This window comes from Paraburkholderia flava, from assembly GCF_004359985.1.
Taxonomy (GTDB): Bacteria; Pseudomonadota; Gammaproteobacteria; order Burkholderiales; family Burkholderiaceae; genus Paraburkholderia; species Paraburkholderia flava.
Genome location: NZ_SMRO01000001.1, coordinates 2,015,445 through 2,040,853, shown reverse-complemented (window position 1 = coordinate 2,040,853; position 25,409 = coordinate 2,015,445). Strand labels below are relative to the sequence as shown.

Below are 25,409 nucleotides of genomic sequence, written 5' to 3'. Positions count from 1 at the left end.
CCCGGCGACAACCCGACTCAACAAAGATCGGGTTGCCCCCTTCGCCACTACTTGTTTCAATCCACGTTCGACGCAATGCCGCGCGCGTTGATTGCCGCGCCGGCCTCACGAGGCGCGCCGAGCGCATGAATGACGGCGGCGGCGATCCCCAGCGCGATACCAAAGAAGACGATCCCCATCCAGCCGAAGTGCGCCATCAGCCAGCCACTGACCACGGTCCCCGCCGCACCGCCGAAGAACGTGGCGGTCATGTAGAGGCTGTTGATACGCCCCTGCGCTTTCGGATCGACTGCGAACGCGCGCGTCTGATTTGACACCAGTCCGGCCTGCACGCCGATATCGAGCACGATGACGCCGATCACGAGGAAAGCGATCGACGCGTTCGCGCCGGCAAGCAGCACGTACGCAAGCGTGACGATGCCGATGCTCACGCCGATGACCGCGCGCGTGCCGAGCCGGTCGGATGCGCGGCCGCCCAGTGACGCGGCAAACGCACCGGCTGCGCCGATGATGCCGAAGCCGCCCGCCCACGCGCTGCCGAGATGCCACGGTCCGCTCGCGAGCAGCGCCGCCAGATTGACCCAGAACGCGTTGAAACAGGCCCACAGCAGCGCCTGAACGATCATCGACTGGCGAATCGGCGCGTTGTCCCGCGCCAGTGGCCACAGCGAAGCGAGCAGCCGGCCATACGAAAGATTCGTCGACGGCACGCCGCGCGGCAGCAGCACAGCGGCGCCGATAAACACCGGCACCATGAATGCCGCTTCAAGGCCGTAGACCGCACGCCAGCCATACGTCGCACCGACCACGCCGGCAATCGTGCGACCCAGCAGGATGCCGACCATGATGCCGCTGACGACGGTCCCGACGTTGCGCCCTCGCTCCGTCGGCCGCGACATGACGGCGGCAAACGGCACGAGTTGCTGCGGCACGCAGCTGACCGCGCCCAGCCCGAACGAAGCCGCGATCAGTGTCCAGATGCCGGGCGAGACCACCGCTGCGACGCCGAAAACGAACGCGAGTGCGATCTGGCCGAGCACGAGCTTGCGCCGGTCGAAGCGGTCGCCGAGCGGCAACAGCAACCCCAGTCCGGTAGAGAAGCCGAGCAACGCTGCAGCTGCGATCAGATCGACTGTCGCCAGATCGACGCCGAGGCCCGTCTTGATCAACGGCAGAATCGGCTGGATGCAATAGACGTTGGTGATCACCGCTCCGGCGATGATGGCCATCATGACGATCTTGCCGCGTGATGCGACGGCGGGTGCGGCGGGATTATCGGGCGGGTTAGCTGAGGTGGGTAGAGCGCTCACGGCATTCTCCTTGGGCTTGAATGTCCCCGGATCGGTAGCGACACGCTGCGATCCGGGAGTCGATGCCCAAGGTTATGCGCTTGCATTTATAAAGAGAATCCCGCACGATCAAGAATCATTCTTTCATTATCTGGTAGGCCCATGAACCTTGTCGAATCCATGTCCATCTTCGTGACGGTGGTCGATTCGGGCAGTCTGTCGGCTGCCGCGCGCCGGCTCGGTGTGCCACTGCCGACGGTCAGCCGCAAGGTCAGCGAACTGGAGTCCCATCTGAAGACCCGTCTGCTGCATCGGACGACGCGACTGCTTTCGCTGACGGAAGCCGGGACGTCCTACGTGGCCGCCTGCCGACGCATTCTTGAAGAAATCGGCGAAGCCGAGCGTGCCGCGACCGGCGAGTACACCACGCCGAAAGGCGAACTCGTCGTCACGGCACCGATCGTGTTCGGACGCCTGCACGTGGTGCCGGTGATCACGGAATTTCTCGCGCAGTATCCGGAGATCAACGTGCGCCTCGTGCTGACGGATCGCGTCGTGCATCTGATGGAAGAGCAGGCCGACGTCGCGGTCCGCATCGGCGAGTTGCCCGACAGCACGCTCGTGGCGGCGGGCGTCGGGACGGTTCGTCGTGTCGTGTGTGCGAGTCCGGACTATCTGGACGCGCATGGCGTGCCGGCCAAACCGCGTGATCTCGCCGCGCACGAGTGCATCACCTTCGAGGTCCTTGCGTCAAAGCGTGCTTGGGTTTTCGGGTCCGGCAAGGCAGAGGTGTCCGTGCCCGTGCGTTCGCGGCTCGAAGTCAATACGGCAGAGGCCGCGATTACAGCCGCGCTTCTGGGAGCGGGATTGATCCGCGTGCTGTCCTACCAGGTCGCAGACGCGGTACGCGACAACGCGCTTCGCATCGTGCTCGATGCGTTCGAATCGGCGCCGCTGCCAATCAGTCTCGTGCACAAGGGGCAAGCGCCGCTGCCGTTGAAGCTGCGTGCGTTCATCAACTTCGTGGTGCCTCTGCTGCGTGCGCGGATAGCGGCACTCACCGGTGCCACGGCGGGTTGACCGGCGGGTTGATATAGCATCACGCGGCTAATTTCGTTGACCGAGGTTGCGCAACGTCTGCATCAGTTGCGCGAACGCCTGCTGCATATCGACGCGCAGCGGCGCATCCTGCTGCCACGTCGCATGCGCGGTATCGAGTGCGCGTTGCGCGGCGGCAGTTTGCTGCGCGAGTCCGGTGTCGAGGTGCGTGAGCAACGCGTCGCCGCTGCGCTGCGCGTCGCCCACATTCCTGCCGATTGCTTCGAACGGAATCCGGTGGCTACTTCGGCGAAGAGCACGATGGCTGGGGCGAAACCGAAAGCTCAAGCGAAAGCGAAGAAGCCTTCGCGGTAATTGGCCTTTTTTTTGTCGAGGCTGCGTAGCCGCATAAACCGCGCGATGCGGCGGCAGCCATGCCGATCTGCAGCGTCGAGAAAACCCTACAACGTCCCGACCCACTTTAGCGCATCGTCTGCAAATCTGCGCAGTAGATGCGCAAGCGTGCGCACGTCGTCGGGCTCCCAATCGACGAGCATTTTTTCGATCAGCTTCTGGCGCGCAGCATCCAGCGACCGCGTCATCGTGCGTCCCTGCTCCGTGATGATTGCCGCCTTCACGCGCCCGTCTTCGGGACTCGGACAACGCGCAACCAGCCCCAGGCTTTCCAGTTTCGCGACCTGCCGACTGACCGTGCTGTAATCGCGCCCCGCCAGTTCGGCAAGTTCGACGATACCCAGCGGCCCCAGCCGCGCAATTCGGGCCAGCAGCGGAAACAGCGCGCGGTCCAGGTCGACACCTGCCGCCTCGATCAGCGCTGCGTCGGGCTGCGGCCGATTGATGACGCCGGTCAGATCCAGCATCGCTTCGCGTAACTCGCGGATCTCCTTCCTCATCGCAATTCGACTCCTGGGGCAATTTCATTATATGTGTATAATACACGCATATTCGGTGAGCCGTGCGGTACGCTTCAGCATCTTGTCCTGGCTGCATCGCCATCCCTGCCTCGCAAAGGAGAGCACGCATGAAAGCAGCACTCGTTAAGGAATCCGGTGCAACGCCGGTCTATGAAGATTTCGCCGAGCCGTCCGCGGCCGAAGGCACCACACGCATCGCCGTCGCTGCGTCCGCACTGAGCCACGTCACGAAGAGTCGCGCATCGGGCAAGCACTATAGCGCGTCAGGCAAGCTTCCTTTCGTGCCTGGTGTCGACGGCACGGGTACGCGCGAGGACGGCACGCGCGTCTATTTCGTTCTACCGGAAGCACCGTATGGCGGGATGGCCGAATACTGCGTCGTCAAGAGCACACACTGCGTTCCGTTGCCGGCGGAACTCGACGACGTGACGGCGGCAGCCATCGCGATCCCGGGTATGTCGTCATGGGCCGCGCTGGTCGAGCGAGCCAAACTGGTGAAAGGCGAGACGGTGCTGATCAACGGCGCGACGGGCGTATCGGGTCGGCTCGCAGTCCAGGTCGCGAAACACCTGGGCGCGAGCAAAGTCATTGCCACCGGCCGGAATGCGGAAGCGCTGGCCGCTCTGCGAACGATCGGCGCCGACGCGACGATCGACCTCACGCAAGACGGGAAAAGGCTCGCAAGCGAATGCGAGGCCCATTTCCATGCGGGTGTCGGCGTCGTACTCGATTACCTGTGGGGACCCAGCGCGGAGGTGTTGCTGGCGTCTGCCGCGAAAGCAGCAGCAGAGGCAGTGGCGGTCCGCTTCGTTCAGATCGGCGCCATCAGTGCACCCGCCATCACGCTGCCGAGCGCCGTACTGCGTTCATCGCCGATCGAACTCATGGGCAGCGGGATCGGCAGCATTCCGCTACCGCGCATCGTGAAAGCAATCGGGGAATTGCTCCGCGCAACGGTTCCATCCGGCTTCAGGATCGCGACGAAAGCGGTGCCGCTATCGCAGGTCGAACAGCACTGGGCCGATAACGAAAGTTCAGCGCGGACCGTGTTCACGACCGGTGTGCGGCCGTGATACACGTCATGCGAACATACAGCGCGGCACGCGCACGTCTGTCACTCCACGACAGCGGCGCGCGACGGATGTGCGGCCGCTCGTTGCCTCGCGCCGCACACACGACGTGTCTGCTTACTCGCCCGTGGAACCAGCGGCACCTTTGGCATCCTTCCGCGGCCGGCGAATCGCCCGCACCTTCCCGCTACTTCCGCCGCCGCAGTAAAACCGCTCGCCGCCATCGGACTCGAGCCCCGACACCATGGTGCCGTCCGGCATGTCCAGACTCTCCAGCACGTTGCCCGAACGCGGATCGACGTGCCGCAGATCGCTTTGATCACCCTCCCACGTGCCGTGCCACAGTTCGCCGTCGACCCACGTGACGCCGGTCACGAAGCGGTTCGATTCGATCGTGCGCAGGATCTTGCCAGTCGCGGGATCGATCTGATGAATCTTCCGCTCGCGATACTGCCCGACCCACAACGTCCCTTCGGCCCATGCGAGCCCCGAGTCGCCGCCTCCTCCAGGTGATGGAATCGTCGCGAGCACGTCGCCGGTCTGCGGATCGATTTTCTCGATGCGATTCTCGACGATCTGGAACAGGTGCTGGCCGTCGAATGCAGTGCCCGCATGTGCGGCGACGTCGAGCGAACGCTGCGTCTCGCCGCTCGCGGGATCGAGCGCGCTCAACGTGCCGCCGGTCGCGATCCACATCTGCCGGCCGTCGTAGCTGACGCCGTGCACGAAGTCGACGCCCGGAAAAGGCCCATATTCACGGATGATTTCTGCTGGCGATCGTTTCATGTCCCGGTCCTCTTCGATGGTGGATGATGAATGATTCCATCCTAATCGCCCGGCAGCGGAGCGGGGAGTAACAAGGTCGTCGCGAATCCCGGCACCGGCGGCGTAGTCCAGCGACGCGCCCGTCCGCGACCGAACGACTGCACCTTGTCCGTGGCCGCCAGCGCGTCGAGCGCACGCTGCGCGGTGCGCTGGCTCGTGCCGAGCGCCAGCGCGAGCGCCGAACTCGACCACGAACCGCCATCGGAGAGAAACGCGAGCACCGTCGCATGCGCTTCTTCTACGGGCCGCGCCAATACGGCGACTTCCTGCGCATCGGCGGGCAGCAGCACAAAGCCACGCGGCGTCGCATTCACGCGTGCGAGCGGCCGCAGCATCGCACGCAACCGGCCGATCTCGACACGCAGCCGCGCACGATGCGACTCGTCGGCATGCTTCGTCCTGAATGCACGCGCGATCAGCGTGTCGCGCGACACATCGTGAGGCCACGCTTGCGCCAGCTCGCGGGCAAGCGTGAACAACACTGGCCGCCGTGCGAGCGACACCGTATGGTGCGCATCGCGCACCGTGTAACGGCATGCGTCTACGACCAGTACCGTCGACTCGAGCAGCGCTTCGACTTCGTCGAGCAACAGCAGCCGTTCGTGACCTTGCGAGATCAGACGTGCGGCGGGCGTATTCAGAATGTGCGATACGTCGTCGACTTCCGCGCACAACGCCGCGATGCCCGCGCGGCGAGCCGCGTGTGCGGCACGTTCGAGCGCGGCGCGTGCGGACTGCGTACGCAGACGCCGCATCGCGATCCCCGCGACGACCAGTTCGTGCGCAGCGCTCAACGCATGCGGCAGAGGGCCGGCGGACGCAAGACCGTCGAGCATCAGTTCGGCGTCGTCGAGACGTCCGATCAGCAATAGACGCCTGACTTCCAGATATCGCGCATGCGCAGCATTCACGCGATCGCCGTGCGCTTCGAGCGTCGTGCGTGCAGTATCGAGCGCTTTGACAGGCCAGTTCAGATCGCGCGATACGAGCGCGACTTCGGCCTCGGCGACAACGCAGCGTGCGCGGGCCACCGCCTCTTTCGGACCGAATGCACGCGCGGCGCGGCGCAGCAATGTCTTCGCGCGATCCAGATCGCCCAGTTGCGCCATCGCGATGCCGCGCAGCGCGAGCGCCGGCGCATCGTCGCGCAACGCCACGCGATTCAGCGCGCCGAGCGGATCACCCGACGCAAGCGCATGCGCTGCAGCGTTGATCAGCGAGTCCATCGGAATCCCGCCACACTTGTCACTCCCACCGTTCGAGGTCGAGAACTAATCTAACACACGACCCCTCAACGTCCGTCGCCTTGCAAACCATGCGAATGACGACTTAACCGAACGGAGCAACACATGACGACCACGCATCCCACCACCACGCGCGAAGCATGGCTGACCGCACGGCTCGACCTGCTCGAAGCAGAAAAGGAATTCACGCGACGCAGCGACGCACTCGCTCAACAACGCCAGGCGTTGCCGTGGGTTCGCGTCGACAAGACCTATCGATTCGAGACCGGCACGGGCAACGTATCGCTGAAGGATCTGTTCGCGGGACGCTCACAGCTGCTCGTCTATCACTTCATGTTCGGCCCCGACTACAAGGCGGGATGTCCGTCGTGCTCGGCGATCGCGGACGGCTTCGACGGCATTGCCGTGCATCTCGCGAATCACGACGTAATGCTCACGGCCGTATCGCGTGCGCCGTTCGCGAAGCTGCACGAATACCGGCAGAGAATGGGCTGGACGTTTCCGTGGGCATCGTCGGTCGGCAGCGATTTCAATTTCGACTTCAACGTGTCGTTCACCGAGCAGCAGCAACGCGACGGCTCGATCGATTACAACTACCAGCGCGGCGGTCACGCGATGGATGCGACGCCGGTACCGCCGCCCGTCGTCGAGTTCGCGGCCACGTGCGGCACCGACGCATCGACGTATTCGCGCGATCGCCCGGGCTTGAGCGCGTTCGTGCTCGAAAACGGTGTCGTGTATCACACGTATTCGACTTTCGCGCGCGGACTCGATGGGTTGTGGGGGATGTATCAGTGGCTCGATCACGCGCCGAAGGGACGCAACGAGACGGGTGTGTGGTGGCGTCGGCATGACGAATACGCGAAGCGGTAAGGCGTGCGATGAACCGCGTCGGATTCGTGCGCGTAGGGTCAGGTCGTGGCTTCGTCGTCGCAATGGCGCTGCTGCTTCTTGCAGCGCTGGTCGCGACGTTCGCAGCACACACGTCGATGTCCACGATGAGCGACATGCCGATGCCTAGCGGCTGGACAATGTCGCCGATGTGGACACGCATGTGCGGGCGAACGTGGATCGACGCTGCGGTGTCGTTCGTGCGGATGTGGATCGCGATGATGACGGCGATGATGTTGCCCGTCATCGCGCCGACGTTGTGGCGATACCGAGCGACCTGCGAGACGCACGCGAACCGGAGGACCGTCTACGTCGGCATGGCGTACCTCACGGTGTGGGCCGCGTTCGGCATCGCGGTGTTTCCGCTGGGCGTCGCGTTGGCCGCGCTCGTCATGCATGCGCCGAGGCTCGCGCACGTCGTGCCGATTGGGGCCGCTGGCGTCGTGCTGATCGCTGGCGCGGGTCAGTTCACTGCGTGGAAGGCGCGGCGGCTCGCGTGTTGCCGCCATGCGTGGCGAGACGATCAGCGCACGACCACGGACGCCCGCAGCGCATGGCAATACGGTTTGCGCATGGGGCTACATTGCGTCTGTTGCTGTGCGGGACCCACGGCAGTCCTGCTTGCCGTCGGGATGATGGATCTACGCGCAATGGCTTTGGTCACCGCGGCCATCGCAGCCGAACGTCTCCTGCCGGCGGGCGAGCGTGTCGCGCACGCGACCGGTATCGTCGCGATCGGCGTAGGCTTCTTCATGATCGCGCGATTGATCGGTGTCGTATGATGCTTCTCACAGTGGTGACCGAACCGCCGCAACCTTTTCTCCAACGGCCTGCACCCATGTCTTTAGCAACGCCGACGCTGCATACCTCTCGCCTGCTACTGCGCGCCTTCACGGAAGCCGATACGGACGCCATTTTCGCGCTGCAAAGCAACGCCCGCGTATTGCGCTACTGGGACACGCCGCCCTGGAAGACGCGCGCGCAGGCAGAACGCTTCATCGCGATGTGCGGGCAGATCGAACAGGAAGGCACGGGCGCGAGGCTCGCTATCGAGCGTGTCGCGGACGGTGCTTTCATCGGCTGGTGCAGTCTGGGCCAATGGAATCCGGACTATCGCAGCGCGAAGCTCGGCTACTGTCTCGACGACGCCGCATGGGGCCATGGCTTCGCGACCGAAGCGGCACACGCCGTGCTGCAATGGGCTTTCGATACACTGGACCTGAACCGTGTCCAGTCCGAAGCCGATACGCGCAACAGCGCATCGGCCCGCGTGCTGGAGAAGCTCGGATTTGTCCACGAAGGTACGCTGCGAGAGGATTGCATCGTGGATGGCGACGTATCGGATACGTGGGTGTACGGGCTACTCAGAAAAGAGTGGCAGCGGTCGCGCATCTGACCCGGAAGGACAGACACGCATCGTCGCGCGACCTAACTCCCAAACCGCTCACGCACCGCAGCAAGCCAGCGACACACCACCTCAAGCTCACGATCGTCGAACCCATCGGTCAGCTTTGCATTGAGCGGCCCAAGTTGCTTCGTCGCCGACACCGCCGCCGCGCGACCCGCCTTCGTCAGCCACAAACGACTGTTGCGCCCATCGTCCTCGTCCGCGCGCCGTTCGATTAGCCCGCCCTTCACCATCCGGTCCGCGAGTCCCGTCATCGCCGACGGCGCGATATCCAGCGCGACCGCGACCTCGCCGCTCAACGCGCCGTCCTGGCGCTGCAGCACGAACAGCGCCGCCGCCTGCGCGACGCTCGCTCCGGACTGCTCGCTGACCTGCCGCTCCAGATAGCGCTGCAACGCCTTCTGCGCGGTGTTCAACAGAAACACATATCTACGGTCTTGCGCCATGTCGCTCACTCGGGATGTGTCGTTCAAGCCATTGCGTAATGACGGGCCACAACGTGTCCGCATGATGCCGACGGAAAAAACCGAGATGCCCAACCGTCTGACCGCGGCTATCCGCCGGCCCTAACTGCTTGCGGTCGACTGCGCAGCCCGATAGCTCGCGTGCCAGCAGATCGATTGCTTCCGGCGGCGCCCACGGATCGTCGTCGATACCCAGCGACAGCACCGGCAACCGCTGCCCGCGAAAACGTTCGAGCGCGCGCGTACGCGGATCGTCGAAGAAGTAACGCGGCAAGCTCGTCCAGCGGGACCACTCCAGCATAACCTGCCCCGGCAGATTTTCGCCGAAGCCGAGTTTGCGTCCCGGCAGGAAACCGATCGTCCGCGCGCATAGCGGTCCGATGATCTTCAGAAAAAGCGCGCCGCGCAGCCGTTCGCCGAACGGCCGGATGAACCGCAGGCACCCCGCGTGCGCACAGATCATCACGGCAGCGGACAGCAGACGGCTGCTGTCGCACAGGCCGATCGCATGGCCGCCGAAACTATGGCCGACCGCGAGACGCGGAATGTCCGGGTAGCGTTCGGCAACCCAGTGCGTCATGGCGTCGACGTCCTGATCGGCCCACGTCATAAAGCCAGCGTCGACCGACTTCGGATGCGGGCCGCCTGCGCGCATGCCGCGATAGTTGTACGTGACGACGTCGAAACCCTGCGCGGCCAGATACTCGGCGAACGGGAAGTACATCCGCTCGGTGACGGCCGTGGCCGGATTGATCTGCACGACCGCTTTCGCCGGCTGCCCAGCGGCATGGACGGTGGCTTCGAGCATGAAGCCGTCGGAACAGTGAACGGAGTGGGTTGTCGAGGTCATGATCGTTATTTCGCATGCGAAGTATATTATTTAGCATGCGAAATAACGAATCGCAATCATTCGAACCGAGGATAGATTCGAACGACTGCAGTGGAATGTGCGGGCTTAACCGCCGCGCCGGTTGCGGCGGATCTGGTCGAACAGCACCGCGAGCAGCAGGATGCCGCCGCGAATCAGGTATTGATAGAACGTCGGCACGTTGAGCAGGCTCATCGCGTCCTGCACCGAACCCATGATCAGCACGCCGACGATCACGCCGGAGATCGTCGCGACGCCGCCTGTCAGCGACACGCCGCCGAGCACGCACGCGGAAATCACGCCGAGTTCGAGACCGACCGATGTCTTCGGATCGCCGAGACTCATCCGCGATGCGAGCATCACGCCGGCAAAACCGGTGACAAGCCCCTGCAGCACGAACACGGTGATCTTGATCCGTTTCACAGGCAGCCCGGCGAGCAGCGCAGCCTCGCTGTTACCACCGACCGCGAGCACGTTCTTGCCGAATACGGTCCGGTTCAGAATGAAGCCGAACACGACGAAGCCGATGATGTTGCTCCAGATCGGATAGGACACGCCGAGAAACGACCCGCCGCCCAGACCGAAGAAGCGTTCCTCGGAGATCATCACCGCATCGCCGTTCGACGTGATGAACGCGAGCCCGCGCACCACTTCCATCATTGCGAGCGTGACGATCAGCGAATTGATCCGGTAGCCGGCGACCAGCACGCCGTTCACGAGCCCGACCAGGCCGCCCGCGAGCACGCCGCCGGCCACGCCGAGCAGCACGCTATGCGTCGCGGTGATCAGCGTCGACGCGACGACGCCGGAGAACGCGACGATCGATGCGACCGACAGGTCCACTTCGCCGAGCGCAAGCACGAACATCATCGTGACGGAGATCGAGCCGATCAGCGTGACCGACAGCAGCAGCCCCTGGATGTTGCGCGCGCTCGTGAAGTCCGGCACCGTGAACGACAGCACCGCGAACAGAATGATGAACACCATCACGATGCCCGAGCGGTTGATCAGGTTCCACGTTCGCGACGCGCGTGTGCTGCTCCCAGTCGCGACCGTAGAGGAAGTGGAGGCCGTACCGTTGCGGCCTGTCGATTGCGTTTGCATGTGTCTGTTCCTGTTGCTATTGCTCTTGCGGCCGGTCAGCGCGGCAGCGCGAGCTTGATCAATGCATCGGGGGTGGCTTGCGCGCGCGGCAGATCGCCGACGATGCGGCCTTCGCGCATCACCAGCACGCGGTCGGCGATGCCGATCACCTCGGCCATGTCGCTCGATACGACGATCACGGTGCGGCCTTCGTCGGCGAGTCCGTACAGCAGGCCGTAGATTTCGCTGCGCGCGCCGACGTCGATGCCCCGTGTCGGCTCGTCCATCAGAAACACGTCGATTTTTTCGGCGAGCCAGCGCGACAGGATCACCTTCTGCTGGTTGCCGCCCGACAGCGTGCCGATTTTCGTGTCGCCGTCGCGTGTCTTGATCGCGAGGCGGTTCACGTAGTCCGTCGTCACGCGTGCTTCGCGGCGCCGGTTCAGCACGTTGAAGCGGCTGAAGTGTCGGCGGCAACTGATGTTCAGATTGTCGGAGACCGACGCGATCGCGACGATCCCATCCTGCTTGCGATCTTCCGGACACAACGCAATGCCCGCGCGTACTGCGTCGCGCGGCGAATGAAAGCGGCGCTTCTCGCTCTTCAGTACGATCTCGCCGGCGGTCGGTTTGACCGCGCCGTAGATCAGCTTCATCAGTTCCGAACGACCCGCGCCGACGAGCCCGAAGAACCCGACGATCTCGCCCTTGCGCGCGACGAACGACGCCGGCTCCGCGAGCCCCGGTCCCATCAGTCCGGTCACTTCGAGCTGTACATCGCCGGTTTCGCGCGGCCGGTAGCCGTACACGTCGTTAATCGAGCGACCGACCATGCAGCTGATCAATCGGTCGCGATCGAGTCCGCCCTGCGCATCGAGCGTGTCGATCCGCCGGCCGTCGCGGAACACCGTCACGCGATCGCAGAGTTCGTACACTTCTTCCATACGATGCGTGACGTAGACGATCGCGTGGCCCTCCGCCTTCAGCGCACGGATGATCTTGAACAGCTGCGTGGTCTCACGCGACGACAGCGAGCTGGTCGGTTCGTCGAACGCGATCACGCGCGCGTTGCGCATCAGCGCCTTGCCGATCTCGATCATCTGCCGCTGACCGATCGGCAGTTCCTTGACCTTGCGGCCCGGATCGATCGTCTCGCCGAGCCGGTCGAGTGCATCGACTGCGCGCCGCACCAGCGCTTTTTCGTCGAGCACGCCGAGACGATGCGGCAACGCGCCGAGCAGCAGATTCTCTGCGACTGTCAGTTCCGGTACGAGATGCAGTTCCTGATAGATGATCGCGATGCCCGCATCGATCGCGTCTTTCGGCGCCGCGAATTTTCGCTCGACACCGTTCAGCACCAACGTCCCTTCGTCGGGATGATTCACACCCGACAACACCTTCAGCAGCGTCGACTTGCCCGCGCCGTTCTCGCCCATCAAGCCGTGCACTTCGCCGCCGCGCACGTCGAGCGCGACCTTGTCGAGCGCCAGCACGCCGGGGAAACGCACCGTAATGCCGTCGAGCGCGATGTGCGTCTGCTCGTTGCGCAACGTGTCGCTGCCCGTCTGTTCCTCGCTTGCCGGAACGTTCATCTTTCACCCATCGATTGCAACGACGCCGCGCATCGGCTGCGCGGCGTCGTCTGGTTCGCGGGAAAACGGACGCATGCGCCCGCCCCCATCATGCTTCAGCCCACTTAAATACCCAGTTCTTTACGCACGTCCTGCCAGTTGCTGCGGACCATCAGCTTGCCGGTGGTCTGCGTGTCGGCGGGCGGTTGCTTGCCCGTCTTGATCCAGTCGACGAGGTTCTGTGCGCTCTCCTTGCCGTGGTTCGTCGAGCTGACCGCGATCGTGCCGTAGAAGCCCGTCGGTTCCTTCTTCTGGAACTCGGCGAACGCTTCGCCCGCACCGTTGATGCCGACGCCGATCACGTCGGCCGACGGAATGTGCAGCTGTTCGGTTGCGCGCACGGCGCCCAGCACGGTTTCCTCGTTGATTGCGTAGACGACCCACAGCTTGATGTTCGGATGCTGTGCGAGCACCGGCGATGCCGCGTTGAAACCGCCTTCGTCATCGGTCGTCTTCTGCGGCGCATCGAAGATGTTCTCTTTCTTGAAGCCGTTCGCGAGCAGCGATTGCGTCGCGCCGTCGGTGCGTGCCTTCGCGGTCGGCAGTTCGTAGTCGGTGATGCGCAGCGCGCCGACCTCTTCGGGCTTCCAGCCGCGCTTCTTCATCTCGTCGGAGATCGCCTGGCCGACCTGATTGCCGATCTTGAACGCGGACATGCCGAGGTGCGGCACATCGGCAAGCGCCTTGCCCGACGAATCGACGAGCTGGTCGTCGACGGTCACGAACTTCATGTTGTAGCTCTTCGCACGCGCGCGGATGGCCGGTCCGAGACGCACGTCGGGTGCGCAGATCACGAAGCCTTTCGCGCCTTGCGCCGCGAGATTGTCGATTGCGCCGAGCACCTTCTCGCCGTCCGGCGTGCCGATGTTGATCACCGTGAAGTTGTCCTGCTTGCCGAGCGCCGTCGCGGCTTTCTGCTCGTTGATGAACCATGCCTGCTCCGGCATCTTCACGAGGAAGCCGATCTTCAGCGGCTCGTCGGCGTGCACGGACAGCGACGTGCCCAGCGGAATCGCGAGCGTCGCGGCGGCCAGCACCGACAGGGTCAGGCGGCGAAGCGCGGGGTTCATCTTTTTCTTTGACTGCATCTGAGTCTCCTTGAATCGAGGTTGTTTTAGTGCGTCCTTCGGTACGTCATCGGGCGGTGCATTTACATCGTGCTACTTGCCCCATCGCAGCACGAGCGGGTCGAGCCGCCGCGCGATATCGATCAGTTCGCGGCGCGTGTCCGGGTGCATCGCGGGCAGCGGATGACGCGGCAACTCGCACGCGATCACCCCGCCCTCCTTCATCAGCGACTTGCACGCGAGCAGGCCCGCCTGGCGGTTCTCGTGATTGATCAGCGGCAACCACTTCTGGTAGTGCGCGTACGCATCGTCGTGACGGCCTTCGCGATGCGCCACGATGATCGGGCGAATGCCGTCGGGAAAACCGCCGCCCGTCATCGAGCCGGTTGCACCGGCGTTCAGATCGGCCAGCAGCGTGATGCCTTCTTCGCCGTCCCACGGTCCTTCGGCAGCGTCGCCCGCGAGACGGATCAGCTCGCGCAGCTTGTTCGCGGCGCCCGGCGTTTCGATCTTGAAGTACGCGACGTGTTCGATCTCGCGTGCCATGCGTGCGAGGAATGCCGCCGACAGCACGGTGCCGCTCGCGGGCGCGTCCTGGATCATCACGGGAATGTCGACCGCATCCGACACGCGCGCATAGAACTCATAGATCAGCGGTTCGGGCACGCGGAACGTCGCGCCGTGATACGGCGGCATCACCATCACCATCGACGCGCCCGTCTCCTGCGCACGCTTGCTGCGCGCCGCGCAGACGCTCGTGCCGTAGTGCGTGGTGGTCACGATCACAGGTACGCGGCCCGCGACGTGTTCGAGCACGGTGCGCGTGATGGTTTCGCGCTCGTCGTCGGAGATCGAGAATTGCTCGGAAAAATTCGCGAGGATGCACAGGCCGTCGGAACCGGCGTCGATCATGAAATCGACCGCGCGCTTCTGGCTGTCCAGATCGAGCGCGCCGGATTCCGCGAAGGTCGTGGGCACGACCGGAAAGATGCCCTGATAGCGGGGAGAAGTCATAAGCGGATCAATGAGAATGACGCGGCACAGCGGCGCCCCGCATGCCGACGAGGAAGTCGAGATCGCAGCCTTCGTCGGCCTGCAGTACATGGTCGACGTATAGCTGGCGATAGCCGCCCTGTCCTTGCGGCGGCGGTGCAAGCGACTTCATCCGGCGTTCGACTTCGTCCGCATCGACGTCCAGATGCAGCACGCCGTTCTCGCAGTCCAGTTCGATCCAGTCGCCGTCCTGCACAGCCGCGAGCGGGCCACCGGCTGCCGCTTCGGGTGCGACATGCAGCACGACGGTGCCGTACGCGGTGCCGCTCATCCGCGCGTCGGAGATCCGCACCATGTCCTTCACGCCCTGACGCAGCAGCTTCGGCGGCAAGCCCATGTTGCCGACTTCGGCCATGCCGGGGTAACCCTTCGGGCCGCAGTTCTTCATCACGAGCACCGAATTCGCGTCGACGTCGAGCGACTCGTCGACGATGCGTTCCTTGTAGTGCTCGAGGTTCTCGAACACGACCGCGCGACCGCGATGCTTGAGCAGTTCGGGCGTCGCCGCCGACGGCTTCAGCACTGCACCGCGCGGCGCGAGATTGCCGCGCAGCACGCGGATGCCACCGTCGGCGATCAGCGGTTGGTCGAGTGGCCGGATCACTTCGTCGTTGAAATTGGGCGCGTCCTTCACGTTGTCCCACAGCGTCCTGCCGTTCACCGTGAGCGCGTCCGGATGCGGCAGCAGTTGCGCTTCGCCGAGCCGGCGCAGCACTGCCGGCAGACCGCCCGCGTAATAGAACTCTTCCATCAGGAAGCGGCCCGACGGCATCAGGTCGACGATCGTCGGCGTATCGCGGCCGAGGCGCGTCCAGTCTTCGAGTTCGAGCGGCACGCCGATGCGCCCCGCAATCGCCTTCAGATGGATCACCGCATTAGTCGAGCCACCGATCGCCGCATTCGTGCGAATCGCGTTCTCGAACGCTTCGCGGGTCAGCACCTTCGACAGCGTGAGCCCGTCCTTCGCCATGTCGACGATGCGTATGCCCGACATGTGCGCGAGCACGTAGCGCCGCGCATCAACCGCCGGAATCGCTGCGTTGTGCGGCAGCGTGACGCCGAGCGCTTCGGCCATGCACGCCATCGTCGATGCGGTGCCCATCGTGTTGCAGGTGCCCGCCGAGCGCGACATGCCGGCCTCAGCCGACAGGAAGCGATGCAGATCGATCTCGCCGGCCTTCAGCGACTCGTGCAGTTGCCATACGGCCGTACCCGAACCGATGTCTTTACCGTCGAGCTTGCCGTTGAGCATCGGACCGCCGCTCACGACGATCGCCGGCACGTCGCAGCTCGCCGCGCCCATCAGCAGCGCGGGCGTCGTCTTGTCGCAGCCCGCGAGCAACACGACCGCATCGATGGGATTGCCGCGAATCGCTTCCTCGACGTCCATCGACGCGAGGTTGCGCGTGAGCATCGCGGTCGGCCGCAGATTGGATTCGCCGTTGGAGAACACCGGGAATTCCACCGGAAAACCGCCGGCTTCGAAGATGCCGCGCTTCACGTGTTCGGCGAGCTTGCGGAAGTGCGCGTTGCACGGCGTCAGCTCGGACCACGTATTGCAGATTCCGATGATCGGGCGCCCGTCGAATTCGTGATCGGGGATGCCCTGATTTTTCATCCAGCTTCGATACATGAAGCCGTTTTTATCCGCGGTTCCGAACCATTGGGTGGACCGCAGTTTGGGTTTCGATTCCGGCATGGTTTCTTTTTGAAGGAAGTCTGCGGCGTCGTGACGGTGTCGGGTCGGCAGCGACGACGCACAGCTCTGGGCGGCGGGCCGTTACGCGAAGCCGCATGGGCGTCTTGTCGTGACGGCAGGGACGCAGAGAGTGTAGGAGTAGGCCCAATACCAATCCAATGAAAATTCCGGCAGTATCGATATCCATTCCAGCATTGATATAAACCCTATGAGCACCGCGCCCCCCTGGTACATCCGCACGAGGCTCAAGCCGCGTCAACTGCTGCTGCTCGTCGAGATCGCCGAGCTGGGCAACATCCATCGCGCCGCCGATGCGCTGAACATGACGCAGCCCGCCGCGTCGAAACTGCTGCGCGAACTCGAGGAAACGCTGGGCGTGGATCTGTTCGAGCGGCTGCCGCGCAATATGCGACCGACCGTCTACGGCGAGGTGATGATCCGGCACGCGCGCGCGGTGCTGGGCAGTCTCGACCAGGCGCACAAGGAAGTGCTCGCGGTACGGACCGGCGATCTGGGTCACGTTGCGGTCGGCGCGATCACGTCGCCGGCGACGCGCGTGCTGCCGTCGGCGGTCGCGCAGTTGAAGCGCAAGCATCCGGGACTGCGGATCGCGCTGGAAGTCGAGAACAGCAACGTGATGCTCGAACGGCTCTCGCAGGACAAGCTCGATCTGGTGGTGGGGAGACTGTCGGCCGAGCACGACAAGCTGCAGCTGCATTACGAACCGCTATCGAGCGAACCGGTGTGTGCGGTTGCGCGGCCGGATCATCCTTTGATCGGTGCTTCAGACCTAAGTCTGCGCGATGTGCGCGACGCTGCGTGGATCGTGCCGCAGGCCGGCACTGTGTTGCGGCACCGGTTCGAGCTGATGTTTCAGCGCGATAGTCTCGTGCCGCCGACGAACATCGTCGAGACGAGTGCGCTGCTCGTGCTTACGCGACTGCTTGCGGAAACCGACATGTTTGCGGTGCTGGCGACGGAGGTCGCGCGGTATTACGCGTCGTTCGGGATGGTCGCGATACTGCCGCTCGCGTTGCCGTGTCACATGGATGACTTTGGGATCATCACGCGTACGGATCGTGCGCTGTCGCCTGCGGGGCTGTTGATGATCGAGGCGTTGCGGACGGCGGCGGGGATGGCTTATGGGGATGGGCCGCAGAGGTGAGGGGGTGCTTGTGACGTTCGTCGTTCGCCGATCTGTTTACGTAGGGCGACGCCGTCACACGCTGCCGAACTTCTCCTCATACAACCCCCGCAACCAGTCCACAAACACACGAACGCGCGGCGACACCTGCCGTCGATACGGATAAAGTGCGGTAATCGGTAGCGCCGGGCTCGCCCATTCCGACAGCACCTCGACGAGCCGGCCGTCGCGCAACTCATCTTCGATGTGAAAACGCGGAATCTGGATCAGACCGCAACCACGCAGCGCGCACACAACGTTGTTCTCCGCATCGTTCACCGCCATCCAGCCGCCAATCTCGTACTTACGAAGCTCGCCGTCGATAACGAATTCGAACGGATAATCGACGCCGCCCGCGCTCGAAAAGAAACGCACTGCCTGGTGCGACGGCAATTCATCGGGATGACGCGGCACGCCAAAGTACGCGAGATATTCGGGGCTCGCGCACATCACCTGCGGGATCATCGCGAGCCTTCTTGCGACCAAAGTCGAGTCGCGCGGATTGCCGCCGCGAATCACGCAGTCGACGCCCTCGCGCACCAGATCGACCAACCGGTCGCCACTGCTGACCACCAGATCGATGCCCGGATACCGACTGCGGAAATCGTCGATGCGCGGCAACACGATCCGCGTCGCATGCGTGCCGTGCATGTCAACGCGCAACACGCCGCGCGGATTCGATGCGACGTGCTGCAACGATGCTTCGGCATCGTCGAGTTCGCTGAGCACGTGCACGCAGCGTTCATAGAATGCCTGGCCGTCGAGCGTCGCGCGCACCTGCCGCGTCGAGCGTTCGAGCAGCGTGGTGCCGAGTCGCGCTTCCAGTTGCTTGATCGCGTGGGTCGCGGTCGCGCGCGGAATGTCGAGCATGTCGGCAGCGCGGCTGAAGCTGCCTGTTTCGACGATGCGAGTGAAGAGTTGGAGCGCGTCGAGACGGTCCATGGCGCGGTGTCGGAAGTATGGGGTGCGGCTGACTCTATCACCATTTATCGCCGCCGTAGCACGCGAACCCCCACGTATGCGCACGTCGATTATTGAGCCCCGTTGAATTGAATTCGCAATCCTCCGGTATTTATCTACGCGGCCCGCACGACAACAATAGGTTCCTGTCAGCCACCTACTGAAGGACACAACCATGCCGTTCGCCAACTTCAAGTTTCCCGAAGGAACCATCGATGCCGCCCGCAAGGAAGAGATCATCCATCGCACGACCGCGATGTTCGTCGAGTATTTCGGCGAACGTGCGCGTCCGTATTCGATGGTGCTGGTCGAGGAAGTCGCCGACGGCGGCTGGGGACGCGCCGACGAAACACTAACGCTCGAAAAAATGGGGCTTCCGCCGAAGTCGAGGTAAGCGGAGAAACCACGCCGTGAACCCGAACGACAGTCACCGTTTCCGCATCCGTGTCGAACCGCTCGATGATCCTGAGCATGCGTCGTTGATGTTCGAAGTCCGGCATCCCGACGATCTGCTCGCGATCGTCGAGCGCATCGGTGCCGGCACCGGGTTCACGGCGGACGACGCAAACGCGCTCGCGCTCGGCATCAAGCTGTTGAGCCACGTTGCGCAGGCACACCGGAACGATCCGTTGTTCGCCGACATTCAGCCGGCAATACGCATATTGCTCGGCAACCTGAGATCGCGCGCTGCGGCTGCGGCCGCTACTTCGAAACGACAACGGACACCGCAATGAACGACGACACACGCCCCACGCTACGCCGCTTGATCGAGCGTGGCGAACCTGCGTTCTACGCGCTGCTGCGCGTCGCGTTCGGCGTGATCCTGTTCACGCACGGCTTGCCGAAGCTGCTCCGGGTATCGCATGGGTCGATGGCCGATCCGATGGCCGGGTCGATTGCGTTGATCCGCAACGGCATGGGTCTGCCGTTCGCACCGCAGGCGGCGTTCCTCGTGATGCTGCTCGAAACGGTCGGCGCATTGATGCTCGTGGTGGGCTTTCGCACGCGTGCGGTTGCGCTGCTCTTCTGCGCGGAAATGATCGGCATCAGCTACGTGCTCGGACCGACGTGGCCGTGGATCGATCGCGGCATCGAGTATCCGGTGCTGATGGGATTCGTCGCGCTGTATTTTGCGGTCAAGGGCAGCGGGCGTTACGCGCTGGACGGGCCAGCGCGGACGGCTGCGTGAATACACGCCACCGGGCTATGATCACGATTTATCTCGAAAAGCGACGACACCGCCGATGACCTCTCCCGATCGACTGATTTCTCACGAAGACCAATCCGACCGTTCGTACGAACAGGCCGCCGAGGCCGCGAAGGCGCGACTGCGCGCCGGTGGCGATCTGCCCGGCGCGACGGTCGAGCAGCAGCTTGCCGTTGTCGACCAGCTCGCATCGTTCGAACTAGGCCGTTTTCTGCTCGTCAATCGCGGGCTCGATGCGTACTGGACGCATCGTCTGGTGACCTACGTACCGGGCACGCTGAAACGCGGTGAAGTGTCGGACCTCGAATATCAGGTCTTCGAACAGATGCCTGCGGTGCTTGCGACGCGCGAGCGCTTCGGCATCTTCCGTCGCGAAGTGCAGGCGATGCTGAAGCCGGGCATCGCGCTCGCGTCGGTGCCGGGCGGATTGATGGGCGATCTGCTGCTGCTCGATCACACAGCATGTCCCGATGCCACGCTGCTGGGTGTCGATCTCGATCAGCGCGCGCTCGACGGCGCACGTTCGCTCGCGACCGAACGCGGCCTCGCGCAGCAACTGACGCTGCGTCATGCGGATGCATGGGAGATGGATCTGAACGGCGCGGCGGACGTATTGACCAGCAACGGCCTGAACATCTACGAACCCGACGACGAACGCGTGACCGCGCTGTATCGCAAGTTCTTCGATGCGCTGAAGCCGGGTGGCCGGCTCGTGACGAGCTTCCTGACGCCGCCGCCGATGTTGTCGCCGGAGTCGCCGTGGGACATGAGCGCTGTGACGCCCGCGCTGCTCGGGTTGCAGCACCTGCTGTTCGTGAAGATCATCGAGGCGAAGTGGAGCGCGTTCCGCACGCAGGCGCAAACGCGTGCGCAACTTGAAGCCGCGGGTTTCACCGAGATGACGTTCATCGACGATCGCGCGCGCATGTTCCCGACAGTCGTCGCGCGCAAACCTGCTTAAGCCGTTTGCATTGCTCGCATCGGGCGGCGGATCAGTGCGATCACGCCGCCTTTCTCACTGTTGCAGACACTGGCTTCGCATTCGACGTGCGATAGAGACGTCGCGCCATCTCCAGAAACTCCGACATCGCACTCGACACATACGCATCGCGGCGGCGGATAAACAGCGTCTGCACGCGCGCGACTTCGCGCGGCAACTTGTGGATCGATATCTTGCCCGCGTCGCGAGCAGGTTCGACGATCGGCAGCGGCAACAGCGTCACGCCGACACCCGCCGACACGCAGCTGACGATCGCATCGAGCGAGCCGAATTCGAGCGGTCGCACCGCGACGATGCCCATCCCCGACAGAAACGTTTCGAGCCGCTGACGATACGAACAGCCGGACTGGAACACGACCGTCTTCAGGTCGGGGATTTTCGTCAAGTCTTTCAGCGTGCGCACGCCGGGGTTCGCGACCAGCACCAGTTCTTCTGTGTAGATCGCTTCCTGATGCAGATCGGGATGATCAATCGGACCGGCAACGAACGCGCCCTCGAGCCGGTACTCGGCGACGTCCTGCACGAGCCTGCGCGTCGTGCCCGCACTGACCACGAGCCTGACGTCGGGCCATGCCTTCGCGAACTCGGTCAGCAGCGGCGACAGACGCAATGCGGTCGTGGTTTCGAGCGCGCCCAGCGTCAGCGAACCGGACGGTGCGCCATCGTCCTGCACGGCCGCATGCACCTCGGCAAGCAGCCGCGTGATACGTCCGACGAACGGCAGCATGCGCTGCCCCGCCGGCGTGACGATCACGCCGCGCGCGTGGCGGCGGAATAGCGGCAAGCCCAGCTCATCTTCGAGCGCGCGAATGCGCGCAGTCACGTTCGATTGAACGGTATGCAGTTCGGAAGCCGCCTTGTTCATGCTGCCATGCCGGGCGACGGCTTCGAATGTCTTCAGGTCGGCGACGTCCATATGCAATAAGTGCGCGTAAGGTGAAGGTTTTCGGGAGCTTTGTCGGAAGCCACGGTTCGATTCTAGTCGCCGTGGAAGCGATTCAGGCGCGGAATTTCAGCATAGCACCTATCTGCAAATAAGATAGCTGCTATCAAATCAATTCAGTTCTTCGGATTAGTGATAGCGCGTAGCCTTCAGTTATCGAATTGAGTGAAGTGAAGGATCGGACCATGAACACGATCGCGACATCTCGCCGCACATCCGGAAAGCCTGGAACGCATGCAACGCCCGTCAATACGCGCTGGGCGACCGTGGCCGGCTTTTGCGCCAGCCTCGTCGGCATTGGGCTTGCGCGTTTTGCGTACACGCCGTTGCTGCCCGCGATCATCGGCGCGCACTGGTTCGATGCGTCGATGGCCGCGTATCTCGGCGCGGCCAATCTGGCCGGTTATCTGGCGGGCGCATTACTCGGCCGACCGATCGCCGCCCGCACGAGCGTCGTCGCCACGCTGCGCGCGATGATGGTGCTCGCGACGCTTGCGTTCATCGCGTGTGCGTACCCGGTTTCGTTTTCGTGGTTCTTCGTGTGGCGCTTTCTGTCCGGCATGGCAGGCGGTGCGCTGATGGTGCTCGCCGCACCGGCCGTGCTGCCGCACATCGCGCCGTCGCGGCGCGGTCTCGCCGGCGGTGTGATCTTCATGGGCGTGGGCGTTGGGGTCGCGGCGTCGGGCACGCTGGTCCCGCTGCTGCTGCAGAACGGTTTGCGTGCCGCGTGGATCGGGCTCGGCGTGCTGTCGCTGATTCTGACCGCGATCGCGTGGAAGGGCTGGCCGACGCAGGCTGCTGCGCCGACGGCCTCCGCTCATGCTCACGCTGACACGCATGCCCATGCACGTCATGCGCCGCGCTCCAGTTCGCTGTACGCGCTGTACGTCGAGTACGCGTTGAATGCGGCCGGCTGGGTACCGCACATGATCTTTCTGGTCGACTTCGTCGCGCGTGGGCTCGGCAAGGGGTTGCAGGTCGGTGCCGAGTACTGGGTACTGTTCGGTATCGGCGCGACCGTCGGACCGGTTCTCGCGGGCGTGCTCGCGGATCGCGTCGGCTTCGGCCGCGCGCTGCGGATCGCGTTCACGCTGCAGATCGCCGGCGTCGCGATCCCTGCGCTCGGACTCGGCAGTGGGTGGCTGATCGTGTCGAGCGTCGTCGTCGGCGCCTTTGTGACGGGCACCGTTCCGCTCGTGCTGGGACGAGTACACGAACTGCTCGCGCATCATCCGTCACAACAGGATCCGGCGTGGCGCACGGCGACTGTCGCGTTCGCGTTGTTCCAGGCCGTGGCCGCGTACGGATTGTCCTTCGTCTTCTCGCACGGTAGCGGCGACTACCGGCTGCTGTTCTCGATCGGCGCTGCGGCGATGGTGCTCGCACTGGCGATCGATCTTGTCGTCGCTGTGAGTAACCGTAATCGCTCTCTCACCGAACAACCTTGAAAGGATCATGAACATGAAACCCGATCAGATCACCGGCAACGAAGTGCGCGCTGATGACGGCAGTCCGCTCGATGCACTCATCGGCTTCTACCACGCGTTCAATCATGGCGATCTCGATGCGCTCGCCGCGAACTGGGCCGATGGCGAACGTCCGAGCATGGACAACCCGATCGGCGGCATTCGTCGTGGCTGGCCGTCGATTCGCGACGGGTATCAGAAACTGTTCAACGGACCGGCGAGCGTTCACGTGACGTTCCATGATTTCACGAGCGACGGTGGCGACGACTGGCATATCTTCGTGGGGCGCGAGAAAGGCACCAGCACGGTGGGCGACACGACGATCGATCTGCGCATCCGCACGACGCGCTGGTTTGTGAAGATCGATGGGGTGTGGCGTCAGGTGCATCATCATGGGTCGATCGAAGAGCCTGCGTTGCTGGCGGAGTATCAGCGGATGATTTTTGGGGCGCCGGTGGATTTGTCTGCGGGTGCGGGTGCGTGAGCCGATCATGAACCGCTCATTGGATATGCCTGCCGATGCGGCCGCAGCGCCGCTTGTTCGGCCCAGTTACGTCGAGCGTAATCAGCCGTACTGGAAACGCAACCTCGCCGTGTGCGTGTTCGGATCGTTCACGACGCTGGTGAGCCTGAGCATGCTGCTGCCGTTTCTGCCGCTGTATGTCGAGCAGCTCGGCGTGACGTCGTCGGCCGCGATCGTGCAATGGTCGGGCGTCGCGTTCGGCGCGACGTTCCTGGGTACTGCGGTTACCGCGCCGCTGTGGGGACGACTCGCCGATCGCTATGGCCGCAAGCCGATGCTCATTCGCGCGGCGATCGGGATGGCGGTCGTGATGTCGTTGATCGGCGTTGCGCACAGCGTCGCGATGCTTGTTGGGCTTCGGCTGGTGGCGGGCCTGGTCGGTGGTTATGCGTCGGCGTCGATCGTGATGGTCGGCACGCAGGCGCCGCGCGAACGGGCTGGATGGGCGCTCGGTGTGCTCTCGACGGGCGCGCTGGCGGGTAATCTGATTGGTCCGCTGGTGGGGGGATTTTTGCCTGCATGGGTCGGCATTCGCGGGACGTTCTTCGTCGGCGGCGCGATGATCGCGGTCGCTGCGGTCGCGACGATTTTTCTGGTCCGCGAAGATTTCGACCCGCATGTGGACGTGCGTGCGCGCGTGGCCGCGCCGGGTAATCGCGAGACCGCGTCGCGGCGCGCGGTTCTCGTCGCACTGCTGCTGACCGCGATGATGGTGCTGCTCGCCAACATGTCGATCGAGCCGATCATCACCGTGTACATCGGACAACTCGGCGTGCCGCACGATCATCTGACGCGCGTGGCCGGCATCGTGATGGCGTCGTCCGCGTTCGGCAGCATGCTGACCGCGCCGAGGCTCGGCGCACTCGCCGACCGGGTCGGCAGCTGGAACGTGATCATCGGTTGCCTCGTCGTGACGGGACTCGTGATGCTGCCGCAGGCGTTCGTCACGCACTGGTGGCAACTCGCCGCGCTACGCGGCGTGATGGGGATGACGATTGCGGGTCTGCTGCCGTCGATCGCGAAGCTGGTGCGCCAATCGGTCGATGAAAATCATTCGGGGAAAACGCTGGGGTATCTGCAGTCGGCGCAGTTCACGGGGCAGGTTGTGGGGCCGTTGATTGGTGGGCAGATCGGGGCGCTTGTGGGGTTGCGGGAGGTGTTTTTTGTGACGGGGGGGTTGTTGGTGGTTTGTGCTGCGGTGAATTGGTGGGTGCGGGGGCGGGGACTTCGTCACAGGCTCATGCGTGATAGCGCCGTGTGACGTTTGCTCCTGGAAGCACTTGACGCGAAGAGATCGGACAGAGACTGCAAGAGGAAGGGTTTAGACGAGGGTGACGCGAACCACTGGTGGGTGGGACGGGATTCGAGCGGACTACGAGCCCATACAAGGTCACCTCTCGATGCTTTTAGATGCATTAAAGCCCAAGAACACGAGGTTCATGCGGTCCGAAACAGCAACGATGATTGCTGTGTGACCCAACACTCCACTAATAGTGAAAAGGTCGACGCCTGCGTTGATCTTTTCAGACGCAGTGGCATGTCTGAAATCGTGGAAGAGCGCC

Annotated in this window: 27 protein-coding genes; 13 read left to right on the top strand and 14 right to left on the bottom strand. The window is 63.8% G+C overall.

Annotated elements, in window-relative coordinates; translation table 11 throughout:
* Positions 1 to 56: 56 nt before the first annotated feature.
* On the bottom strand, positions 57 to 1,310 hold the full coding sequence (locus E1748_RS09035; RefSeq protein ID WP_133646745.1) for an MFS transporter: 1,254 nt from the start codon (positions 1,308 to 1,310) through the stop codon (positions 57 to 59).
* A gap of 141 nt (positions 1,311 to 1,451) precedes the next feature.
* Between E1748_RS09035 and E1748_RS09030 the strand changes: the two genes are divergently transcribed.
* Positions 1,452 to 2,369 carry a LysR family transcriptional regulator gene (locus E1748_RS09030; RefSeq protein WP_133646744.1) on the top strand — a complete coding sequence of 306 codons (918 nt, stop codon included), beginning with the start codon at positions 1,452 to 1,454 and terminating at the stop codon, positions 2,367 to 2,369.
* A gap of 27 nt (positions 2,370 to 2,396) precedes the next feature.
* On the opposite strand, the gene E1748_RS09025 is transcribed toward E1748_RS09030, so the two are convergent.
* Together E1748_RS09025 and E1748_RS09020 are read right to left on the bottom strand one after the other, a co-directional pair.
* Positions 2,397 to 2,594, bottom strand: a complete 198-nt coding sequence (locus tag E1748_RS09025; protein ID WP_133646743.1) for a hypothetical protein — start codon at positions 2,592 to 2,594, stop codon at positions 2,397 to 2,399.
* A gap of 194 nt (positions 2,595 to 2,788) precedes the next feature.
* Positions 2,789 to 3,241, bottom strand: coding sequence for a MarR family winged helix-turn-helix transcriptional regulator (locus tag E1748_RS09020; protein ID WP_205965212.1), 453 nt, complete (start codon positions 3,239 to 3,241; stop codon positions 2,789 to 2,791).
* A gap of 128 nt (positions 3,242 to 3,369) precedes the next feature.
* Between E1748_RS09020 and E1748_RS09015 the strand changes: the two genes are divergently transcribed.
* Positions 3,370 to 4,335: a quinone oxidoreductase family protein gene (locus E1748_RS09015; RefSeq protein WP_133646742.1), complete on the top strand. Its 966-nt coding sequence runs from the start codon at positions 3,370 to 3,372 to the stop codon at positions 4,333 to 4,335.
* Between the two features lie 114 nt (positions 4,336 to 4,449).
* Here the strand turns inward: E1748_RS09015 and E1748_RS09010 are convergent, their stop codons facing one another.
* The gene (locus E1748_RS09010; protein ID WP_133646741.1) at positions 4,450 to 5,118 is read right to left on the bottom strand and encodes an NHL repeat-containing protein; all 669 of its coding nucleotides are present in this window, start codon (positions 5,116 to 5,118) and stop codon (positions 4,450 to 4,452) included.
* A gap of 41 nt (positions 5,119 to 5,159) precedes the next feature.
* Positions 5,160 to 6,383, bottom strand: a complete 1,224-nt coding sequence (locus tag E1748_RS09005; protein ID WP_133646740.1) for a helix-turn-helix domain-containing protein — start codon at positions 6,381 to 6,383, stop codon at positions 5,160 to 5,162.
* Between the two features lie 123 nt (positions 6,384 to 6,506).
* On the opposite strand from E1748_RS09005, the gene E1748_RS09000 reads away from it, so the two are divergent.
* From E1748_RS09000 to E1748_RS08990, 3 genes are read left to right on the top strand one after another with little or no spacing between them, the layout of a single operon-like run.
* Entirely contained in the window at positions 6,507 to 7,274 is a 768-nt protein-coding gene (locus tag E1748_RS09000) for a DUF899 domain-containing protein (RefSeq protein ID WP_133646739.1), read from the top strand.
* Between the two features lie 8 nt (positions 7,275 to 7,282).
* On the top strand, positions 7,283 to 8,074 hold the full coding sequence (locus tag E1748_RS08995; RefSeq protein ID WP_240766424.1) for a DUF2182 domain-containing protein: 792 nt from the start codon (positions 7,283 to 7,285) through the stop codon (positions 8,072 to 8,074).
* A gap of 11 nt (positions 8,075 to 8,085) precedes the next feature.
* Complete coding sequence (locus E1748_RS08990) at positions 8,086 to 8,688, top strand: GNAT family N-acetyltransferase (RefSeq protein WP_205965211.1); 603 nt, start codon at positions 8,086 to 8,088, stop codon at positions 8,686 to 8,688.
* 32 nt (positions 8,689 to 8,720) lie between these two features.
* Here E1748_RS08990 and E1748_RS08985 read toward each other — a convergent pair whose 3' ends face one another.
* The 7 genes from E1748_RS08985 to E1748_RS08955 all read right to left on the bottom strand — a co-directional run bounded on the left by E1748_RS08985 (position 8,721) and on the right by E1748_RS08955 (position 16,565).
* The gene (locus E1748_RS08985; RefSeq protein WP_133646738.1) at positions 8,721 to 9,146 is read right to left on the bottom strand and encodes a MarR family winged helix-turn-helix transcriptional regulator; all 426 of its coding nucleotides are present in this window, start codon (positions 9,144 to 9,146) and stop codon (positions 8,721 to 8,723) included.
* Positions 9,130 to 10,014 (bottom strand): alpha/beta hydrolase family protein, encoded by an 885-nt coding sequence (locus E1748_RS08980; RefSeq protein WP_133646737.1) that lies wholly within the window; start codon positions 10,012 to 10,014, stop codon positions 9,130 to 9,132. Before E1748_RS08980 ends, E1748_RS08985 begins: the two co-directional genes overlap by 17 nt.
* 105 nt (positions 10,015 to 10,119) lie before the next feature.
* Positions 10,120 to 11,136 (bottom strand): L-arabinose ABC transporter permease AraH, encoded by a 1,017-nt coding sequence (gene araH / locus E1748_RS08975; protein WP_133646736.1) that lies wholly within the window; start codon positions 11,134 to 11,136, stop codon positions 10,120 to 10,122.
* Positions 11,137 to 11,171: 35 nt separating this feature from the next.
* Positions 11,172 to 12,707: an L-arabinose ABC transporter ATP-binding protein AraG gene (gene araG, locus E1748_RS08970; protein ID WP_133646735.1), complete on the bottom strand. Its 1,536-nt coding sequence runs from the start codon at positions 12,705 to 12,707 to the stop codon at positions 11,172 to 11,174.
* Positions 12,708 to 12,811: 104 nt separating this feature from the next.
* Positions 12,812 to 13,816 carry an arabinose ABC transporter substrate-binding protein gene (locus E1748_RS08965; RefSeq protein WP_133647310.1) on the bottom strand — a complete coding sequence of 335 codons (1,005 nt, stop codon included), beginning with the start codon at positions 13,814 to 13,816 and terminating at the stop codon, positions 12,812 to 12,814.
* A gap of 90 nt (positions 13,817 to 13,906) precedes the next feature.
* Positions 13,907 to 14,827 carry a dihydrodipicolinate synthase family protein gene (locus E1748_RS08960; RefSeq protein ID WP_133646734.1) on the bottom strand — a complete coding sequence of 307 codons (921 nt, stop codon included), beginning with the start codon at positions 14,825 to 14,827 and terminating at the stop codon, positions 13,907 to 13,909.
* Positions 14,828 to 14,834: 7 nt separating this feature from the next.
* Positions 14,835 to 16,565, bottom strand: coding sequence for an IlvD/Edd family dehydratase (locus tag E1748_RS08955; protein WP_133646733.1), 1,731 nt, complete (start codon positions 16,563 to 16,565; stop codon positions 14,835 to 14,837).
* Between the two features lie 208 nt (positions 16,566 to 16,773).
* Between E1748_RS08955 and E1748_RS08950 the strand changes: the two genes are divergently transcribed.
* Complete coding sequence (locus E1748_RS08950) at positions 16,774 to 17,730, top strand: LysR family transcriptional regulator (RefSeq protein WP_133646732.1); 957 nt, start codon at positions 16,774 to 16,776, stop codon at positions 17,728 to 17,730.
* Between the two features lie 54 nt (positions 17,731 to 17,784).
* Here E1748_RS08950 and E1748_RS08945 read toward each other — a convergent pair whose 3' ends face one another.
* Positions 17,785 to 18,690, bottom strand: a complete 906-nt coding sequence (locus tag E1748_RS08945; RefSeq protein ID WP_133646731.1) for a LysR family transcriptional regulator — start codon at positions 18,688 to 18,690, stop codon at positions 17,785 to 17,787.
* Between the two features lie 193 nt (positions 18,691 to 18,883).
* Here E1748_RS08945 and E1748_RS08940 point away from each other — a divergent pair, with 193 nt between their 5' ends.
* Genes E1748_RS08940 through E1748_RS08925 form a run of 4 tightly spaced genes read left to right on the top strand, consistent with a single transcriptional unit; the run spans position 18,884 to position 20,876 of the window.
* Complete coding sequence (locus E1748_RS08940) at positions 18,884 to 19,102, top strand: tautomerase family protein (RefSeq protein WP_133646730.1); 219 nt, start codon at positions 18,884 to 18,886, stop codon at positions 19,100 to 19,102.
* Positions 19,103 to 19,118: 16 nt separating this feature from the next.
* Positions 19,119 to 19,442 carry a DUF3861 domain-containing protein gene (locus E1748_RS08935; RefSeq protein ID WP_133646729.1) on the top strand — a complete coding sequence of 108 codons (324 nt, stop codon included), beginning with the start codon at positions 19,119 to 19,121 and terminating at the stop codon, positions 19,440 to 19,442.
* On the top strand, positions 19,439 to 19,897 hold the full coding sequence (locus tag E1748_RS08930; RefSeq protein ID WP_133646728.1) for a DoxX family protein: 459 nt from the start codon (positions 19,439 to 19,441) through the stop codon (positions 19,895 to 19,897). The genes E1748_RS08935 and E1748_RS08930 overlap by 4 nt, the downstream gene beginning before the upstream one ends.
* Before the next feature lie 55 nt (positions 19,898 to 19,952).
* Positions 19,953 to 20,876 (top strand): SAM-dependent methyltransferase, encoded by a 924-nt coding sequence (locus E1748_RS08925; RefSeq protein ID WP_133646727.1) that lies wholly within the window; start codon positions 19,953 to 19,955, stop codon positions 20,874 to 20,876.
* A gap of 40 nt (positions 20,877 to 20,916) precedes the next feature.
* Here the strand turns inward: E1748_RS08925 and E1748_RS08920 are convergent, their stop codons facing one another.
* On the bottom strand, positions 20,917 to 21,831 hold the full coding sequence (locus E1748_RS08920; RefSeq protein WP_133646726.1) for a LysR family transcriptional regulator: 915 nt from the start codon (positions 21,829 to 21,831) through the stop codon (positions 20,917 to 20,919).
* A 212-nt stretch (positions 21,832 to 22,043) separates the two neighbouring features.
* On the opposite strand from E1748_RS08920, the gene E1748_RS08915 reads away from it, so the two are divergent.
* Genes E1748_RS08915 through E1748_RS08905 form a run of 3 tightly spaced genes read left to right on the top strand, consistent with a single transcriptional unit; the run spans position 22,044 to position 25,108 of the window.
* Positions 22,044 to 23,306, top strand: a complete 1,263-nt coding sequence (locus E1748_RS08915) for a YbfB/YjiJ family MFS transporter (RefSeq protein WP_133646725.1) — start codon at positions 22,044 to 22,046, stop codon at positions 23,304 to 23,306.
* Positions 23,307 to 23,319: 13 nt separating this feature from the next.
* Complete coding sequence (locus E1748_RS08910) at positions 23,320 to 23,808, top strand: YybH family protein (protein WP_205965210.1); 489 nt, start codon at positions 23,320 to 23,322, stop codon at positions 23,806 to 23,808.
* Positions 23,809 to 23,815: 7 nt separating this feature from the next.
* Positions 23,816 to 25,108, top strand: a complete 1,293-nt coding sequence (locus tag E1748_RS08905) for an MFS transporter (protein WP_133646723.1) — start codon at positions 23,816 to 23,818, stop codon at positions 25,106 to 25,108.
* Positions 25,109 to 25,409 lie beyond the last annotated feature (301 nt).

Bases quoted from the DNA above. Each gene is read 5' to 3' on its own strand.
- E1748_RS08940 (WP_133646730.1), top strand. From the start codon at position 18,884: ATGCCGTTCGCCAACTTCAAGTTTCCCGAAGGAACCATCGATGCCGCC.
- araG (WP_133646735.1), bottom strand. From the start codon at position 12,707: ATGAACGTTCCGGCAAGCGAGGAACAGACGGGCAGCGACACGTTGCGC.
- E1748_RS09015 (WP_133646742.1), top strand. From the start codon at position 3,370: ATGAAAGCAGCACTCGTTAAGGAATCCGGTGCAACGCCGGTCTATGAA.
- E1748_RS08925 (WP_133646727.1), top strand. From the start codon at position 19,953: ATGACCTCTCCCGATCGACTGATTTCTCACGAAGACCAATCCGACCGT.
- E1748_RS08960 (WP_133646734.1), bottom strand. From the start codon at position 14,827: ATGACTTCTCCCCGCTATCAGGGCATCTTTCCGGTCGTGCCCACGACC.
- E1748_RS08965 (WP_133647310.1), bottom strand. From the start codon at position 13,816: ATGAACCCCGCGCTTCGCCGCCTGACCCTGTCGGTGCTGGCCGCCGCG.
- E1748_RS08995 (WP_240766424.1), top strand. From the start codon at position 7,283: ATGAACCGCGTCGGATTCGTGCGCGTAGGGTCAGGTCGTGGCTTCGTC.
- E1748_RS08920 (WP_133646726.1), bottom strand. From the start codon at position 21,831: ATGGACGTCGCCGACCTGAAGACATTCGAAGCCGTCGCCCGGCATGGC.
- E1748_RS09005 (WP_133646740.1), bottom strand. From the start codon at position 6,383: ATGGACTCGCTGATCAACGCTGCAGCGCATGCGCTTGCGTCGGGTGAT.
- E1748_RS08910 (WP_205965210.1), top strand. From the start codon at position 23,320: ATGAAACCCGATCAGATCACCGGCAACGAAGTGCGCGCTGATGACGGC.
- E1748_RS08980 (WP_133646737.1), bottom strand. From the start codon at position 10,014: ATGACCTCGACAACCCACTCCGTTCACTGTTCCGACGGCTTCATGCTC.
- E1748_RS08950 (WP_133646732.1), top strand. From the start codon at position 16,774: ATGAGCACCGCGCCCCCCTGGTACATCCGCACGAGGCTCAAGCCGCGT.
- E1748_RS09010 (WP_133646741.1), bottom strand. From the start codon at position 5,118: ATGAAACGATCGCCAGCAGAAATCATCCGTGAATATGGGCCTTTTCCG.
- E1748_RS09020 (WP_205965212.1), bottom strand. From the start codon at position 3,241: ATGAGGAAGGAGATCCGCGAGTTACGCGAAGCGATGCTGGATCTGACC.
- E1748_RS08945 (WP_133646731.1), bottom strand. From the start codon at position 18,690: ATGGACCGTCTCGACGCGCTCCAACTCTTCACTCGCATCGTCGAAACA.
- E1748_RS08985 (WP_133646738.1), bottom strand. From the start codon at position 9,146: ATGGCGCAAGACCGTAGATATGTGTTTCTGTTGAACACCGCGCAGAAG.
- E1748_RS09000 (WP_133646739.1), top strand. From the start codon at position 6,507: ATGACGACCACGCATCCCACCACCACGCGCGAAGCATGGCTGACCGCA.
- E1748_RS09030 (WP_133646744.1), top strand. From the start codon at position 1,452: ATGAACCTTGTCGAATCCATGTCCATCTTCGTGACGGTGGTCGATTCG.
- E1748_RS08915 (WP_133646725.1), top strand. From the start codon at position 22,044: ATGAACACGATCGCGACATCTCGCCGCACATCCGGAAAGCCTGGAACG.
- E1748_RS08905 (WP_133646723.1), top strand. From the start codon at position 23,816: ATGAACCGCTCATTGGATATGCCTGCCGATGCGGCCGCAGCGCCGCTT.
- E1748_RS08955 (WP_133646733.1), bottom strand. From the start codon at position 16,565: ATGCCGGAATCGAAACCCAAACTGCGGTCCACCCAATGGTTCGGAACC.
- E1748_RS08930 (WP_133646728.1), top strand. From the start codon at position 19,439: ATGAACGACGACACACGCCCCACGCTACGCCGCTTGATCGAGCGTGGC.
- araH (WP_133646736.1), bottom strand. From the start codon at position 11,136: ATGCAAACGCAATCGACAGGCCGCAACGGTACGGCCTCCACTTCCTCT.